The organism is Anaerocolumna cellulosilytica (assembly GCF_014218335.1).
In the GTDB taxonomy this organism is placed as follows: domain Bacteria; phylum Bacillota; class Clostridia; order Lachnospirales; family Lachnospiraceae; genus Anaerocolumna; species Anaerocolumna cellulosilytica.
Genome location: NZ_AP023367.1, coordinates 4,517,818 through 4,536,394 on the forward strand (window position 1 = coordinate 4,517,818; position 18,577 = coordinate 4,536,394).

Consider the following 18,577-nt stretch of genomic DNA (forward strand, 5'->3'; position numbering starts at 1 on the left):
TTAATAATCTAATTACAGTGCTCAGCCTTCAATTAATTTGTAAAGTTAATATTTAGAAATCAAAGGTAATATCCAGTGGTTTTTCATATAGATTAAGAATCGATTTAATTTTTTTCACTTCCTGCTCATCCATATGTTGTATATCACAAACTTTTATCTGTTCATCCTTTGAAACTGCATATAGAATTCTTCTAAAGTATTCCATCCATTTTTGTACTGTTTCCACCTGTAGCAGTTTCTTATTATAAACAATAGCTACCTTTATTTTATCCTTTAGTTTAGTAGCAGAAAATGTCATATCAAAGTTCGACACCACATTTCGTTCTATCGGTGTTATTTCTACTCCTTCGACATTTATCTCCTGAATATCGAAATCCTGAAGTTGAAACATTACATCAAATACTGGGTTTCTGGTCGTATCTCTATTGACATATACATCCTTAACAAGCTCATCAAATGGATAATCTTGATACTTCAAAACTTGTCGGGTATTCTCACTGACATTTAATAAGATTTCAGAAAAGCTTTGATTTTCATTGATTTGATTTCTAAGTACAAGTGTATTTACAAACATACCAACTATATTTTCAAAGCTTTCATAGCTGCGTCCAGATACTGGAGTGCCCAAAATAATATCTGTCGACCCTGTTATCTTATAAAGGAGTATATTAAACACAGCTAATAAGCTTGCAAAAAGTGTCGTATCATTTTTTGCACTTATCTCCTTTAAAAAAATTGCTTCCTCTTTGCCAAGACTCATTATTTGAATATCTCCTTCAAACGTCTGCACCGAAGGTCTTTCAAAGTCTAAAGGAAGTTCTAAATATGGAATACCATTTTCAAATTGTGAAATCCAAAATTTCTTTTGATTTTCTAATATCACCTTAAATTCACTGCTGTCTTGCCAGAGAGCATAGTCTATATACCTGCTGTTCAAGTAAGGCAGTTGTTTACTTTTATATAGTGTTATGAAATCCTTTATGATGATGTTCATTGATATCGCATCGGATATGATATGATGCATATCTATAACCATTATAAAATTATCAAGTCCCAGCTTTATGATCCCTACTCTTAACAAAGGAGCACTTCTTAAATCAAAGGGATGTATGAACTGGGCAAGTACCTCTTCCCAGCTATTATCTGCTGCATCATACACTTCAATTCTAAATGGTACTTCATCCACCACCTTCATTACAGGTATACCATCCATAGTAGAAAATGATGTTCTTAAGCTTTCGTGACGTCTAATTAAATCTTTGAATATACTTTCAACCTTGTTAATATCAACAGGTCCCTTTAATCTCACAATCTCAGATAAGTTGTACATTATATTCTCCTGGAACATCCTATCAAGTATGTATAGCCTTTTTTGTGCATAGGATAACGGATAATACTCTCGCTTTCCCACATACTTCATCTCTGTTGTAAGGGACTCTACTACTGCAGACTTTCTTATAACTATGGCCTGCTTTTCTATTGTATTGTTTTCAAATAGTACTCCTAAAGAAACTTTGATATCAAAAACCCTGCTTATATTTGAAATTAACCGCATAAGATTCAATGAATTTCCGCCAAGTTTAAAAAAGCTATCGGTAATACTAAACGTATTTCTACCAAGTAGCTTTGTCCAAATTTCATATAATTTTTTCTCAATCTCATCTCTAGGTCTAACCTGCAGAGTTTTATTATCTCTGTACATCTCACCTACTGCTTTATAATTTATCTTACCGTTAGCAAGCTTTGGTATTGATTGTGTTATTACAATGTCAGACGGAAGCATATGGGCAGGCAGCAACTCTTTGAGGTATTTATCAACCTCCTTGAGCACATCATCTCCTGAATTACTCCCCTTGACTGTAATAAAAGCGATTAATATAACCGAGGAATTCTCAGAAATTTCATTCTTTATAATAGCTACTTCATTTATTAAATCATGTCCAAGTAGAATACTTTCAATCTCTTCTAGTTCTACCCGAATTCCCCTAATCTTAACCTGGCGGTCCATTCTTCCCATTAATTCTATATTACCATCTGGTAGCAACCTGCCTAAATCTCCAGTTTTATAAATAATATCCTCCGGATTTTGACTGAACGGATTTCTTATAAATTTCTGCCGGTTTTGTTCATCATCATTAAGATAGCCAAATGTTCTATATGGCGTCCTTATGAATATCTCTCCTGTAACCAGTTCATTGCATATATTCATATTTTTATCCAATATGATAGCTCGCGCACCCTTTATTGGCTTGCCTATTGGCATAACATCCCTTTCAATGTCTTCCTTCCGTATTGGATAGAAGAATTTCGCCAGTGTCGTTTCGGTTGGTCCATAAAGATTTATCAAATGTATTCTTTCTCCGATTTTTTCATACCAGTTCCGCAGTTCAGAGGGTACAACCTTTTCACCAGCAAGTAAAACATATTTTAATTCCTGAAAATCCATTTCACTTAAATTCTCAGAATTCATCTGGCGGAACAAACTTGGAACGCAGTGTATAAGGTTTATCTTTTTTATATTTATCCAATTTGATAAGTGTTCTCCATCAAGAATAGTCCCGAGTTGGTCCGGTATAACGATTTTACCTCCACAGCATAAAGGTACAAGGATATCTCTTAGAAACACATCAAAACCAGGATTAGTGAACTGGCTAAATGTAAAAGAACGATCCAAATTAAAAGCACCTATCTCCCAGTCTATAAAATGCAAAAGCCCTTTATTCCTTCCAACGATTGCTTTGGGCTTACCGGTAGAACCGGAAGTAAAATAAACATACACCTTATCCTCCTGGTCATAAGTGACACTCAAAGCCTTGGGCGTATTTTCAAATCCGTTCCGACAGAATTCATCTTCAGATATAAAATTTATCCCTTCTACTTTCCCTATATATTCAATACCGGCATTATCACCAATAACATGTTTTATCCCTGTATCCTTTATCATTTCCCGTATTCTTGCTGCAGGGTTCAATAAATCCAAGGGAACAAAAATGCAGCCTGCCGTTAAAATTCCCAGTAAGGCGGCAATATAATAAAATCTGTCGTTCATACAGACGCCGATTAATTCTCCGCTTCCACACTGATCTGTTATTACAGTCGAAATATATCTTGATAAATAATCCAAATCTCTGTAACTAATACTTTTGTCTCCATACTCTATTGCTATCAGACTTTTGTGCTCTTCTAAACTTTTACTAATTCTTTTTTGTAATACATCACTCATAGTATAATCCTCACAATAAATATAATGATTAATTAAGATTGGGCATATTAAACTCTTTTATAAAAACTCCGAATGTCAGTACCGTAATTAATAAATCAGGATCAAATGGTACATTTAAATTAAAATCCTCACTCATATATTTCTTTTTAAGCATTTCAACCGTATCCGGATTGAAATATCCCTGGCGTTTTATTGTTTCATATGAGAGTATGTCATTTATATATTCATTATTTCTCTTTAAAAGTTCACAACTTCCGGGAGCAACAAAGCTGAATTTCTCCCTTTGCGTTATTTTCTGTGGAAGAAATCTTTCACCCATGCGTTTGAGAATATATTTCTCGTCAAATCCGTTCAATAGATAGGTGGTAGGAATTTGTTTTACAAACTCTACTAGTTCTTTATCAAGGAAAGGGTATCTAGCCTCTATAGAATTAGCATATGCCATTCGATCTCCATGGTCCGCTACCAGATGATTAACAATACGCATTTTATAATCCACGTACGAACGTACATGTATCACATCCCTGTTACAAAGACGATCTTTATTAATCAACGGATGGTTCATGCAATTTATATCACTGTAATATGAATTAATTTGTGGAGAATATAACTCGAATTTTACCTTATTGAAGGCGCCATAATTCCTTTCATAAATAAAGTCCTCTCTGCCCCAAAGTTCCAATCGAAGCATTCGTTCTTTCATTTCCTCAGTATTAAATGAGGACTCAGTCATTTCACGCATTTTATCAAATCTGTATCCTATATAGCCTGCAAAAAGCTCATCAGCCCCTTCTCCAGTAAGTACAACCTTAATATTTTCATTCCTAACCTTCTCTGACAATGCCATCGATGCACAATTGTATGTTTCCTTCAAAGGTGTTTCAGAATAATAAATTGCTTTAGAAAGCCTTTGGCTTATATCCTGCATTGTAAACATAATTTCATGGTGATCAAATTGAAGCTTATTTGCTAAAAAGCGCTGGTATTTTGATTCTGATAATTCTTTATCAAGAAAATCTATTGAAAATGATTTATAAGAATTCTGTGGTCTTAAAATTTGCGCCTTGCTCGCTACAATGGATGAATCAAGCCCTCCGCTTACATACAAACCAACAGGTACATCAGCTCTAAGCCTCAATTTTATAGAATTAGTAATAAGTTCATCCAACCGTTCAATGTAATACTCCTCTCCTTTGTCCTCTATCTCACTTACTCCTGTCTCAGGATAGACTAAGTCCCAGTATTCTACTTCGTTAATATTTTGGTCTCTAATCTCCAAATAATGACCGTTATCAAGACTCCTTATGTTTTTAAACATAGTGCGGGATCCTATTAATCCAGGAAATGTAAAGATTTGATCAAGACCAATAAGGTCAACTTCCCTTTTGACAGCGGGATGTTGTAATATGGATTTTATCTCAGAACCAAAAATAAAAAAATCATCAACAACCGTATAAAAAAATGGAGCAATACCAAAGTGGTCCCTGCCACAAAGTAAACTCCTTGTTTTATAATCAAAAATTACAAAGGAAAACTGTCCATTCAGATAATTAAACATATCTCTTCCTTTTTCCTCATAAAGATGGATTAGCGTCTCTACATCGGTATTGGTTCTGAAAACGTGCCCCTTACACTCTAACAGTTTTCGAAGCTCAATATAGTTAAAAATCTCTCCATTACATATCATTACAATTGAACGGTCTTCATTAAATATTGGTTGTATGCCTCCGGTGAGGTCAATTATGCCAAGCCTTGTAAAACCAAATGATATACTGCCATCATAATAAAAGTTCTCTGCATCCGGTCCCCTATGCTGTAATATCTTCGTCATAGGATATATAAGGGATTCCTCAATTCTCTTTTTAAATTTTAGATCAACAATTCCACAAATGCCGCACAATTACTCCACCTCCAAATCCTCATTAAAATCACCCAATATTTTGTCATAATTACTGTCCATCCAGTTCAATATTTCTTCAATCTTATTCTCAGGATTTCTCACTGCGTTACGTGCTATATTAACAAAATATTCTGAGAAAATCTTAATTGTCTCCTCCTTGAACAGCTTTACGTTATATTCAATAATAAAATAAAGTTTATTATTCCTAAAAAATCCTTCAATATTAATATCAAGCTTGGATGCCCGGTTCTTGAAAGGGAATTGTTTTATAATAAGGTTTGATATTTTAAAATCCGGAATATCTACATTTTGAAATATGAAAATCATATCATATAGAGGGTTTCTGTTTATATCCCGGGATAATTTAAGTTTTTCAATTAAATCATCAAAGGGGTAATCCTGGTTTTCAAACGCATCCATTACTATTTTGTTAACCCCAATTAAGAAATCAATAAATCTTTCGCTTTGTGAAATACTTTTTTTCAAAGGAAGATAGTTCAAAAAAAGTCCTACGATATTTTCCATATCGCTATGAGTCCTACCAGCTACCGATGTACCTATGACAATCTCTTCACTTCCACCAATTTTGTTCAAAAGTAAATAAAACAGTGATAACAGGTATGTAAATAGCGTGATATTATTTGCATCTGCCATATCTTTTAGGTACATCGTAGTTTCTTCATCAAGTTCAAAATATAACTGCTCACCTTCAAAAGAAGGTATTTTAGGTCTTTCAAAATCTGTGGGTATATTACTCAACGGTACGCCTTTAGCAAATTCATTAAGCCAAAAGCTCTCCTGGTTACCATAGATATCCCAAGTATTCCCCCGCTGCTGCTGCCATTCAGAGTAATCCCTGTATTGGAACTTAAGTTCGGGTAGCTCTTTTCCTTCATATAGAGCCATAAATTCATCCATCAGAATCTGGATAGAAACTCCATCCGAAATGATATGGTGAATATCTATCATTAAGTAATGGTCATTTTCCTCTATTTTCACAAGATTTGCCCGAATTAATGGTGAATTGCTCAAGTCAAAAGGCCTTATAAACCTATATATTTCATCATAAATCTTTCCTGTATTTTCATCGCCAGTAGTTATTTCAGAATATTCTAATTTAAAAGGTACATTCTCCACAATTTTTTGCACCGGTGTATTATCAACTAAAACAAATGCAGTCCTTAGACTTTCATGACGCTTCACCAAAACTTGAAAGCAGGTCTCAATCCTGTCTTTATCTATTACGCCAATAAGTTGCAGTACAAAGGGTAAATTATAATTGGTACTTGTCGTATTTATATTACTTGATATGTACATCCTTTTCTGATTTGAGGACAATGGATAATACTCTTTTATTTCTGATGTCTTTACCGGCTCCCATAAACTCTGATTTTGATTATTCAGGAAGTCAGCCACCTGCCTAATCGTAGGATTTTTTAAAAATTGAGACAATCCTATTTTCTTATTAAAGGACTTATGTATGGCAGATATAACACTTATAGCCTTCAAGGAATTTCCACCAAGCTCAAAAAAATCATCATCTATACCTATACGTTCATATTTCAAATACTTCTGCCAAATAAGGAATATCTCACCTTCAATATAATTCCTAGGAGATATATACGAATTTTTAAAATTAGGTCTAGATTGCAACACATCGAACATTACCTCATTTGAAGGAGCTGCTTTATTTTCATAATGTCTGTTTATTTGCCACTGTTTCTGTCTTGACTGTAATTCACCAGTCGATATAATAATATGTTCTTCCCCCAACAGCAACGCTTTTTCAAAAACCCTAATCCCCTCTTCTATATTTATTTCCAGGTCAGAAATACTAGTTTCCCAAGCTATCATTTCCTTGCTGCCCAAATTCCAGCCGTCCCAGTTTATGCATATCCATTGGGTTTTGGAACTATAGTTTTGGTAGTGTACAAATGCATCCATAAATGCGTTTCCTGCAGCATAGGCTGACATCCCTAAGCCACCCAAAATAGAGGAAATGGAGGACATGAGTACACAGAAATCAAGTTTCCTGTTTTTAAGTATATTTTCCAATACAGCCAAGCTATACACTTTCGAAGCGAAATGCTTTTCACAGGCTTCAGGTTCTAGTGATTCAATAACTTCATGCTGTTCTGTGATACCTGCTGCATGAATAACTCCATTTAAAAGGCCAAAAGCTTTTTCGGAGATACTAAGTACATTTGCCATCTCCTCTTTATTTGAACTATCAGCAGAAAAAATCAAGACCTCTGCTCCTGCTGCCTCAAAATCTCTTATCTTTTGTATTTTTTGAGTAATCCCATCCTTTTTCCCATATTTGTCTATCCAGATATCCCATTGGTCTCTTGCTGGAAATTGAGTTCTTCCAGTAAGTATTAATTTGGCTTTATAATTCCTAGCTAGATATTCTCCTAAGGCAATCCCAATCTTACCGAGCCCACCGGTGATAAGATAAATCCCGTTTTGTTTTAGTTTGGTTGCTTTGATATTTTCTACTTTTTTGTCCATTACCAAAGATTCAAACACAGGAATCCAACGCTTTCTTCCACGATAGGCTGTAATAGCACTGCTGTATTGACTTGATATCTCCTGATATAAAGTATCATTAAGTGTTTTTCCACCAGGATATAATTCATAATCTATAGGTATATCTAAACAACTGCAGGTAATATTGGGGTTTTCTTGCGGAGCGATACAGCAAATACCTTTTAAAGTAGCCTTTTCTGGGTGATACAAGTCTTCACCAACTACATCAAACATATTGTTAGTAATAACTTTTATATCAAACTTGTCAGAAACTATTGTTTTCGCTAGTGCCTGTATAATATATAATAAGCTGTAGAAACCTGTAACCTGTGCTTTTTGTATCCTTTCTACGTTTACTTCATGTTTAACAGTATTGGAAAGGTTCCATAAGTGAATCGCTTTATCCGGAAGCAAGCCGTTCTCAGACAATTCCGTAAACAAAAGTTCATACTCATGTGGTGATTGAGGGTTAATATAGTACTTTCCATTCCCCTCCCGCAAAAAACCACTTCCGATATTTACTACAATTGTTCTATTTCCATTTGCCTGAAGTTTTTTAATTATCGCATCACCTATTCCCAGATTATCGCTGAAAACTATATAGTTTGACTTATTATTGTCAAAGGTAATGTTTAATTTCTCATTTTTCCATGCAACATAATAAAACCATTTTGAAATATCATTATTTTTTTTAATCTCACTGCATTCATCTGTTTTATGGTTAAACATCTCCAATGGACTCCCCTCAATCCAATAGGATTTTCGCTCAAACGGATATGCAGGAAGCGAGACTCTGTTTCTCTCCTGTCCTGCAGAAAATTGCTTCCAATTAATATAAAACCCGTTTAGCCACAGCCTGCCCACCCCATTAATAAATCGTTTATATTCCTCTCCTTTTTCATAAGATTGGGCGAATAAACTAATTGATATATTTGTTTCGGTAAAATAGGAAAATTGTCCAGGCGCTACCTCAATGCATATATTACCTTCTGATTTAAGCAGTTCCTTTATATCTTCATCAAAATAAATTGATGTATTCAATTGTTCAATCCAGTATTGGGGATTTGTAACAAGACCCGGAGAAACCCATGTACCACTCACTGATGAAATATAGGGTTTCTCAGGTTCCTGCAACTTCAATTTACAGGCATATTGTCTGAACTTGTCCGCATTGCTGCGATGTAAAGCCAAATATAATACTTCTTCCAGTGATATTACCCCTAATAAATGTGCTATTACATATTCCCCGATTCCAATGCCTAACATATGACAACCATGTATGTCCCATGAGTTTAGTAGTTTTGCGACGGAATATTCAAATGATAACAGTACTGGATCAATATGCTCCTTATCTATTAATTCCAAGCTATTATCGGGAGCGTTGACAGGATATAGGATATGTTTATAATCCAAACCTGTTATTTCCCTTAGTATGGTAAAACATCTTTCCATCTCATTACGAAAAACTGGCTCTGTCCTGTATAAGTCTAAACCCATGTTAACATATTGTTCACCTTCACCAGGAAATATTGCGAAAAGACTGCCTTGATCAGCCTTTCTAAATACAACCGGTCCCCAAGCTTTATCAAGACTCCGAATTGAAGCTATCGCATCTTCACTATCACGACATACCACCATATTCCTATAGGGCAGTTCTTTTCTCCCAACCTGTGTTGTATACGCCACATCTGAAATATCAATATCGTTTTTACTTTGAAGGAAACCAGATAAATTTTGGGCAGTTTTGCAAACCGCTGCTTCACTGTTCCCTGAAAATAAGACCAGTTTATATGGTTTTGTAGAAGATACTTTGCGAGATAAACAAATTTCTTCCAGTACTACATAAGCATTCGTACCACCTATTCCCATGGAATTTACAGCAGCCCTGCGCAGATATAATCCTTTGCCCCACTGTGTAAGTTTGTTGTTTATATAAAACGGACTGCTTTCAAAGTCTATATTGGGGTTAGGTTTTTCAAAATTCAAGCTAGGCGGTATACATTTATGGTTTAATGCTAGTACTGTTTTTATAAAACCGGCGATACCTGCAGCTCTGTCCAAATGTCCCAGGTTTGTTTTTACCGATCCAATAGCACAATACCCCTTCTTCCCAGTATTAAAAGCCACTTTTAATGCCTCAATCTCTATCGGATCTCCCAGTCTAGTACCCGTTCCATGTGCTTCTATATAGGAAAGCGTCTCAGGATCAATATCAGCAAGGTGGTGCGCAACTCTTATCACTTCCGCTTGTCCCTCAACACTTGGTGCTGTATAACCTACTTTTCTTGAGCCGTCATTATTTACTGCTGACGCTTTTATAACAGCATAAACATTGTCTCGATCTTTAAGAGCGTCATCCAAAGGTTTCAACAGAACTATTCCTGCTCCATTCCCTTCGACTGTACCGTTCGCATTGCCGTCAAATGTACGACAATGGCCATCGGACGAAAGTATGAATCCCTCCTGGTACAAGTACCCTTGGTTTTGATTCAATGCGATTGTTGCCCCGCCAGCCAATGCCATATCACATTCTCCTCCAATTAAAGCTTGGCAAGCTTCATGGATGGTAACGAGGGATGTTGAACAAGCAGTATCAATAGTGTAGCTCGGTCCGCTCAAATTAAAATTATAGGATATTCTCGAAGCTATAAAATCTTTATCGTTCAATATGGATGCATTAAATTGGTCGGATCCTTGAGAACCAGCTACCTTAAAAGAAAGCATCCGCCATAGTATATTACTTGCTGCCCCTACATAAAGCCCGATCCTATTCCTAGATTTCCCTGGGTAATATCCTCCGTCTTCTAGAGCCTCCCAACAAGTTTCGTGTAATATACGTATTTGTGGGTCCATCAATATAGCTTCTTCACATGTGTAATTAAAAAAATCAGCGTCAAATTGATCGATTCCATCAATGCTTCCACAAGCCCCTACATAATTGGGGTTTTTCAACAACTCAACATCTACTCCCAGTTTTAACAAATCGTTATATCTGTAAAAGCGAATTAATTCAGCACCGTTTTTAATGTTTTTCCAAAACTCTCTAGTATTTTTTGAACCTGGAAAACGGCAACTCATTCCTATTATAGCTATGTCTAGCTCACTCATTTCATACCACCTTAATCTAAGAGATTATCCACCTAGTTTTTATAGTATTTAAATGTCTTTATCTTTTATATACCTTCTTCTTTGTTTTAATCTTTCTCTTCCCTCTCCAGCCTTGCTCAGAATAAGCTCATCATCTTTTTTCATCAGCTTTCCGTCTTGTTGCTCTGTAAGGTATACGGCAAGGCTCCTAATTGTTGTAAATCTGAACAAGACAGCCACCGGTATGTCAATTTCTAATAAAGTTTTTAAGAGGTTGTTTACTAATATCAAATTAATAGAATTTCCACCTGCATCAAAGAAATTCTCTTCGACTCCAATCTTGTCAGTATGAAGGACTTCCATCCATACAGAAGCGATTTGGATTTCCAGATTATTTTCCGGTGCAGTATATTTTACGGTCCTTACAAGTTCCTTTCCTCTTTCTCGCAGCAATTTTCTGTCAATTTTACCACTTGAAGTGGTTGGAAACTCTCCTACTGTAAAATACTTTGACGGAATCATATAGTCTGGTAATGATTTTAACAGGAATCGTCTTATCTCTTCTGATTTGAGTAACTGATGTGCTTTAAAATACATCAGTATCTCTGCATTATCGTTAATTCTTTCCACGCAGACAGCCGCTTCTTGAATATCAGGATGCTCCAGTATTTTTTTTTCAATCTCACCCAATTCTATACGGAAACCACGCACCTTTACCTGGTCATCATTACGTCCAATATATTCTATATTTCCATTTTCCAGCCATCGTCCGATATCCCCTGTACGGTACATTCTCTGTCCAGGGTTTAAGTGGTCTTCAAAAAAACAATTATTAGTCAATTCAGGGTTATTAATATATCCTCTTCCGACTTGTATGCCAGAAATATAGATATCGCCCATTACACCAATAGGCAGTAACCTTCTTTTTTCATCCATGATATACAATTTTGTATTTGCAACTGGCTTTCCTATAGGAATACTGTAATCACTTTCGGATACTTTAAAATATGTGACATCTATTGCTGCTTCCGTAGGCCCATAAAGGTTATAGAACTCCACATGACTTCCCATTTTACTAAAAAACAGGTCCTTGTGTTTTTGAGTCAGTGCTTCTCCACTACAAATACACATTCTCAATTTATTGCCATCATTGTTGCCTGGGTGAGACTCAAGGAAAGCAGTAAGCATAGATGGAACGAAGTGAGTAACTGTAATCCCTTTTCCCCTAATAATCTCCCTGAGATAATCAGGATCCTTTTCACCTCCCGGCTTAGCAAGAAAAACCTTTGCTCCAATAACCAAAGGTAATACGATTTCCCACACTGAAACATCAAATGTATAAGTTGTTTTTTGCAGGATTACATCATTTCCACTTATATTACACAATTCCGTCATCCATAATAGCCTGTTAACAAGGCTGTTTCTCTGAACCAATGTTCCCTTTGGTACACCGGTAGAACCTGATGTAAAAATTACATATGCGGCATCCGATGGGGTAATCCGTATAACTGGGTTTTGTGTGCTGTATTCTTCTACTTTACTACTGTCAACAACAATTATCTCACTTTCAAATACTACTTTATCAAGACTCGCAGAATTAGTTAAAAGAATTTTTACCCCACAATCATGAAGCATTAACCTTTTTCTATCATCAGGACATTCGGGATCAATGGGAAGGTAAGCTCCACCGGCTTTTAATATGCCCCATATGCCAACAAGCATTTCTATACTACGGTTTGCAACTATACCAACAATTACGTTCGCCCCAACACCACTCTTAATTAACAGATTAGCAACCTGGTTTGCTTTTTCGTTAAATTCTTTGAATGTAATACTTCTTTCTCCACACACAACAGCTACTTTATTAGCTTTCAATTCGGCATTTTCTTCAATATATGTGTTTAAATTCCCTTCAACTGAATAGTCTACATATGTATCGTTAAACTTATATAATATCTTTGTCCGTTCCTCCATAGTCAATATATCAATATCTTCTAACGAATTGTCTGGCATTTTTATTACTTCATCTATAATTCTTTTAAAGTATTCCGCAAATCTACTAATTGTTTCAGTCTTGAAAAGTCTAGATGCAAACTCTATATCAAAATTAATGGTGCCTTCTTCACTTTCGTACCCGACAAAACTTACATCAAACTTAGATACATTTTTTCTGTATTTATAGGCCTTTAAGTTTATCCCGTTAATAGCTATTTCGGGCATGTCCAAATTCTGCCATACGAACATAATATCGAACAGTGGATTTCTGCTTGCGTCTCTGGTAATTGCCAATTTTTCAATTAATTCTTCAAACTGGTATTCTTGATTATTAAAAGCTCCCAGTACACTTTCCTTTACTTCTTCTAAAAAAATATTAAATTTCTTTTCCTTTTTCGGATAATTTCTTATGGGAAGAGTATTGACGAACATACCCACAGTATTTTGTAGGTCGTCGCAGTTTCTACCAGAAACTACAGTCCCAATCACAATATCTTCATTCCCAGACAGCTTTTGAAGAAATACATTAAATGCTGCTATCAATAGCATATACAATGTAACTTTCTCACTTCTTGCCAATTTCCGTAGCATTTCACTTTGTGTTTTGTCTATAGTAAAGCTGTGTATTCCCCCTTCATAATCCAGAAAAGGTGGCCTTGGAAAATCACAAGGCATATTTAATACCGGAGCTTCGGTTTCGAATACTTTCAACCAATACTCCTCTTGTTCCCTTAATTGCCCGCTTTCCCTCATTTCATTTTGCCATTCACTAAAATCCTTATATTGAACGGTCAATCTGGGTAGACTTTTGCCCATATACAGTTCCATAAAATCTCTGGTTATAATTGTCTCTGATACCCCATCAGTTACTATGTGATGCATATCCAGTATGAGCAAGCTCTTATCTTCTCCCATATCAATGAATCCCAAGCGCATCAAAGGTGGTGCACAAAGATCGAAGGGTTGTATAAAATCCTTTAACACTTGCTCAGCATTCTCTTCGCTACAATGGTAGTGCTTAGTACATACCTGTATATTATCATAAATAATCTGAACTAGCACATTGTCCTTAAAATCAAAGCCTGTCCGTAAAATTTCATTCCTTGATACCATACGTTCAAATACTTGCTGCACTTTTTCCTTTTCTATCTTTCCCTCAAGCCTTACTACTATCGGTTCATTGTATGCTGTAGTCTGCCCCTCCATCTGGTTCAATATATAAAGTCTTTTTTGAGCAGCGGATGCATTGTAATATTGTTTTTTTAATGCAGGTTTTATAATGTATCTTTGGTGAGTAGATGAATCACTAAACATTCCTGATATAGCTTTTATTGTAGGATTTTTAAAGAAGTCAGACAGTGGAATTTGAATACTAATCTCCTTACGTACGTTAGCAACCATATTTATTGCCTTTAATGAGTCACCTCCCAGTTCAAAGAAATCGTCCATAATCCCTATTCCAGTAACTTTTAATGTTTTTTCCCAAATAGTAACCAGGGTTTTTTCTCTCAGACTACATGGTAGTACATAATCAGACAATAAATCCGGTCTTGGTTTTACACCATTACTTGCTATTTCCTCTTCTATATGTGGCTGCACCTCATCCAATTTCATCCACATATCCATTCTTTTTTGAAAGTTGCCAGACGATATAAGTACTCTATTTACGTTAAGACAAGACATTATCCTATCAAAAGTATCAATTCCCTCTTCTACTTTCATTGAATACATTATTCTATTTATACCTAAATTGGAATTGTTTTTCTGCTCCTTTTCGAAATACCACGTCTCCCAGTTTACACTAAGCCAGTAATGCTGCCCTTTATACCTTTGAGTTTGTACAAAATAATCCATATATATATTGGCTGCTGCATAAGAAGTATCCCCCAAACCGCCAAGAATATTAGACAACGAGGATGCCAGCAGACAAAAATCCAATTGTCTTTTTCGAAAAACCTTTTCCAGCGCAATTAAGCCATAAACCTTTGCCTTAAATTGTTCTTCACAAATTTCTTTTGTTATATACTTTATTGCGGAAGCACTTTTTCCTACTATCCCTGCAGCATGAATAACTCCGTTAATGCTTCCAGTTTCCCTCTCAACCTCTGCTATGATAGCTGCTGTTTGGCCTGCATCAGATACATCACAGGGATAATACAATACTATACCACCCAGATTTTTAAGCTCTTTTAACCTTGCAAACTTATCAACTTCTCCGTCAATCCTAGCATTCCTATCTATAGATGACAAATCTGATCGACCTAATAATACAATTTTAGCATTATAAGTTTTAATGAGATGTTTCGCTAGATTGAACCCCAAATCCCCTAATCCACCTGTAATAAGATACAATCCCTGTTGTTTTAAGTAGCTGCTATTTACATTTCGTTCTATCTTCACAGTCTCAAATACTTGAATCCAACGCTGCTTTCCTCTATAAGCTACTATCCTATCGCTTGCAGGTAAGCTGAACTCATCCTCTAGTATCCTCGAAAGCATCACCGCCTTTTTACCATTTTTGCTATCCTCATGGATATCTATACAACGGCAATTAATATGTAGATATTCCTGTGAAATAATCTTTGCAGTTGAAAGAAGTGTTGCATTTTCAGGAACAATCTGTTCCTCTCCAGTAATTTCATGCAAATCACATGTTATTATGTTAATATCCGTTTTATTATCAATACTGCATTGCTCCATTGCCTTCACAATTTTTAAAATACTATAGAGGCCTAGTTCCTGTGCCTTTTTAAACCGCTCCACCAAATCCTCACCAAGTGAATCGTTTATTGGCCATAGGTCTATTATTTTGTCAGGAATAGTTTTCGTATTTTTAAGTGTTTCAAATAAATTAATGTAATCCTCATACTCGCTTGGATTAATAATAAAGTCTTCTCCATTGTTAAATGAAAAATAAGTACCAGGTATTACTGTCACAACTTTTTCGCCTCTGCTTCGCAGGCAATGCACAATTTCATTTTCCAAATCGTACTGCGAAGCATAAAAAATTAAATATGTATACTGAATCCTTGTATCTTTTCCAACTCTTAACAAGGGCAAATGTTTCCACGACGGAACGTAAAACCAGTCATCCAACGGCTCTTTGTATAATACTGGATTTTCGGCTGGCCGGTTTACCAAAGCATTTATGGTATCACTTTCGGGCCAATAAGATTTACCTTCAAACGGGTACGTAGGAAGTGGGATTCGCCTTCTCTTTTCATCAACGTAGCAGTTATTCCAATCAATTTTTATTCCTTCCTGCCAAAGCTTCCCAAGCCTGTTCAGTATAAAATATTCATCTGATATCTTGTTTCCTTGAATCCGGACTAAATCCACCGCAAATGCTCTTCTATTTTTATTGTCTAAGTTATTTATAAAAGAATTAACCAGTACAGTTAAATCGCGTCCTGGTCCTATCTCAATAAAAATACTGTCCTTGTCGTTTAATAAGCCGTTAACACCCTTTGCAAACATCACAGTCTCTCTTAACTGTCTGACCCAGTAGGAAGGTTTTATTACCTCCCTATTATCCAGAAGCTTACCCGTTATACCTGATATCATAAGATATCTGGGTTCGTGAAAAGAAATCCCCTCTAATAACTGTAAAAACTCATCCAAAACAGGCTCCATAAGATGAGAATGCGCACCGTGGGAACTATTTACCGGAATACATAATATGTTTTGATGCTTCATTTTATTATGATATGCTTGTATCGCTTCTTTTGTACCTGAAACAACGCAAGAAGCGCCATTGTCAATAGCCACGGTTATTCCATCCTCTGGCGCAATTAACTCTGCTTTTATTGGAATACTCAACATCATCCCATCTAACGTACTCCTCATAAGTTTTCCCCTGGTGTTTACAATTTTCAAAGTATCTTCAAGAGAAAAAACACCCGCTATACATGCCGCAGTCACTTCTCCAAGACTATAACCGACAAGTATATCCGGCATAATACCCCAATGCAGCATAAGTTTTGATAGAGAATACTCTAAAATAAAAACAGCTAGCTGAATAACATCTATTTCATTTATTCTTCTTGAAGCACTTACATAATCCTCAGAAGGATACATAACGCTTTTCATATCTAGACCATACTGGGCATATAAAATATTAAAGCATCGATCCGCTTCCTCTCGAAATACTCTATATGTTTTGTACAATTCTGATCCCATATTCACATACTGTGCCCCCTGGCCAGAAAACATAAATACAGTATTTATTTTTTTACTTGTAACATTGACTGCTCTTAAATCCCTTTCCCCAGATATGTCCGCTTTCAGAATTCTTATAGCTTCGTTTATTTCAGTAGCTGCGAAATACTTACGGTACGATAACGATCTCCTGCCAACCTTTAATGTATATGCAAAATCTGCAAAGTCTACATCGTTGTTTTCTCTTAAGAAATTATAGAAACATTCTGTCTGCGTTTTCAAGGCAGACTTCGTATTTGCAGATAGTACTATTAGTTGTGGACTATCTGATTTTTTACTAGACTGTTGTACCGGTGGTTCTTCAAGAACTATACTTGCGTTCGTACCTCCGGCTCCAAAGGAGTTTACCAAAGCTCTTATTGGATATATATTCTCCTCAAAATCCCTGAATCTATTGTTTACATAAAAACAACTGTTCTCAATTACAGGATTTGGTTCTTCACAATGTAGTGAAGGAAAAAGTATTCTGTTCTTTAATGAAAGGATTGTTTTTATAATACCAGCTGTACCAGCTGCGCTATTCAAGTGACCAATATTTGTTTTTACAGATCCAATCGCAATTCCATCTTTCCTCTCAACATTCTTAAAAGCACTCTTCATGGCTTCTATTTCAATAGAATCTCCGACTTTTGTAGCACTTCCATGTCCTTCTATAAAAGCTATACTGTTAGGCTCAACCTCAGCTAACTGCATCGCTAACTTCATAACCTCAGCTTGTCCCTCAACTCCAGGCGCCATATATCCAATTCTATTGCTACCATCATTATTTACCGCAGATCCCCTTATAAGTGCATGGATTTCATCACCGTCTTCAATGGCATTTTCCAGCCTTTTCAGTACCAACAGGCCTATTCCGTCTCCAAAGACTGTTCCGTTTGCATTCTCGGAAAATGATCGGCAGTGTCCATCTGATGATACTATCATACCTTCTTCATAGAAATACCCTGCTCTTTTAGGAAAACTGATGCCTACACCACCAGCTACAGCTATGTCACATTCACCAGATAGAATCGATTGTACCGCTAAATGAACAGATACCAAAGATGTAGAACACGATGTAAAGACAGTAAGTGCCGGACCTCTCAAATTGAGCTTATATGCCACCCTAGTTGACATTAAATCCTTATCGTGCAAAAGTGTTTTTGAGTATGCTTCTGAAACATTTCCTGCGTTATAAGCGTTCATAATTCCATTCTGGTCAGAAAACAATGTGCGAGCTTCCCAAAGCGGGTTTGGTGTGCCTCCCACAAATAGCCCTACCGTTCCTTTATATTGCTCTGTATCGTATCCGGCATGTTCCAAAGCCTCCCAGGTACATTCATGCAATAGGCGCATTTGTGGGTCCATTATTTCTGCTTCTTCATCTGAATATCCGAAAAAAGCTGCATCAAAGTAATCGGGATTTTTAAGACTGGCCCTTACCTTAACATAGCGCTCATCCTCCATGTATTTCTGCTCCACATTCAATTTTGCAAGTTCATCTGCTGTCAATATTTCTACTGACTCTATTCCATCCGTTAAATTTTTTAGAAATTCACTCATATTTTTTGCACCCGGTAGACGGGCCGCCATACCTATAACCGCTATTTCCAACCCTGGTCTGTAGTCACAAAATTTATCCATTT

At 36.1% G+C, this 18,577-nt stretch carries 4 protein-coding genes; all 4 read right to left on the reverse strand.

Annotated elements, in window-relative coordinates; genetic code table 11:
• Window positions 1-52: 52 nt before the first annotated feature.
• Genes acsn021_RS18695 through acsn021_RS18710 form a run of 4 tightly spaced genes read right to left on the reverse strand, consistent with a single transcriptional unit; the run spans window position 53 to window position 18,575 of the window.
• Window positions 53-3,223 carry a non-ribosomal peptide synthetase gene (locus acsn021_RS18695; RefSeq protein ID WP_184091623.1) on the reverse strand — a complete coding sequence of 1,057 codons (3,171 nt, stop codon included), beginning with the start codon at window positions 3,221-3,223 and terminating at the stop codon, window positions 53-55.
• A 28-nt stretch (window positions 3,224-3,251) separates the two neighbouring features.
• Window positions 3,252-5,123, reverse strand: coding sequence for an asparagine synthase (glutamine-hydrolyzing) (gene asnB / locus acsn021_RS18700; protein ID WP_184091621.1), 1,872 nt, complete (start codon window positions 5,121-5,123; stop codon window positions 3,252-3,254).
• Complete coding sequence (locus acsn021_RS18705; protein ID WP_184091618.1) at window positions 5,124-10,760, reverse strand: type I polyketide synthase; 5,637 nt, start codon at window positions 10,758-10,760, stop codon at window positions 5,124-5,126.
• 48 nt (window positions 10,761-10,808) lie between these two features.
• Entirely contained in the window at window positions 10,809-18,575 is a 7,767-nt protein-coding gene (locus acsn021_RS18710) for a non-ribosomal peptide synthetase/type I polyketide synthase (protein ID WP_184091616.1), read from the reverse strand.
• Window positions 18,576-18,577: the final 2 nt, after the last annotated feature.

Coding starts and splice junctions, on each gene's coding strand:
- acsn021_RS18705 (WP_184091618.1), bottom strand. CDS start 10,760: ATGAGTGAGCTAGACATAGCTATAATAGGAATGAGTTGCCGTTTTCCA.
- acsn021_RS18695 (WP_184091623.1), bottom strand. CDS start 3,223: ATGAGTGATGTATTACAAAAAAGAATTAGTAAAAGTTTAGAAGAGCAC.
- acsn021_RS18710 (WP_184091616.1), bottom strand. CDS start 18,575: ATGGATAAATTTTGTGACTACAGACCAGGGTTGGAAATAGCGGTTATA.